Raw genomic sequence first — 716 nt, forward strand, 5'->3', positions numbered from 1 at the left:
GAATAGAATCTGTGTTTTTAAAAATCTTTGAACCAATGAAATTACAAAGTGATAAGGACATCGTAGAAATCAATATTTCAATCCCTATCTATTCAATAATGCTAATTTGAATTCAAGAAATTTAATGGATTGAATAAGGATTATACCCACTCGTTGGTATGTTTTGCATTGCCCATTTCGATTTCTTTTGCCGAAAGCACGAAAGTTTCAGTTAATGGGTTGTCTCCCGATGCATCAAAATTTTCGTTGTATTTTACGATGTAAGCTTCCTTGAATTTAAGCTCTTTCAGCGTAGCATCGCTGTCTCTTTTAGTGAATTTAACAACACCGTCTTTTCTTTCGAAAGAATTGGTCATCCACTCAAAAAGATCGGTCTCGCCGGTACCTTCTACTGTAATAAAGATTTTACCGCCACGGGTAACGGAAGAGGGTCTTCCTGTTTTGTCGGTTTCCTGCAGCATTGCGTATTCTACAGATAATACGTTACGCTTTTTTCCTGCGTACTCCAAAATGGTTTTAAATGACATAATAAATATATTTAAAGATTTAAATTTTAATACTACCAATAATGGAATATATTCTCATTTGTGCTTTTTCATCATTTGTAATTTTGACATCAAACCAATATGGAATATATCCTGACTTTATATAAATATTTTCCTGAAATTTCACAATCATGTGGAAATATTTATAAATCAAATGTAGAAATATTTTTT

Annotated in this window: 1 protein-coding gene; it reads right to left on the reverse strand. The window is 32.0% G+C overall.

Annotation, left to right across the window (positions count from 1 at the left end):
• Positions 1-140: 140 nt before the first annotated feature.
• On the reverse strand, positions 141-527 hold the full coding sequence (tssD, locus tag OEA66_RS20350; protein WP_267283133.1) for a type VI secretion system tube protein TssD: 387 nt from the start codon (positions 525-527) through the stop codon (positions 141-143).
• Positions 528-716: the final 189 nt, after the last annotated feature.

The sequence above is a fragment of the Chryseobacterium luquanense genome (genome assembly GCF_026460945.1).
Lineage (GTDB): Bacteria > Bacteroidota > Bacteroidia > Flavobacteriales > Weeksellaceae > Chryseobacterium > Chryseobacterium luquanense.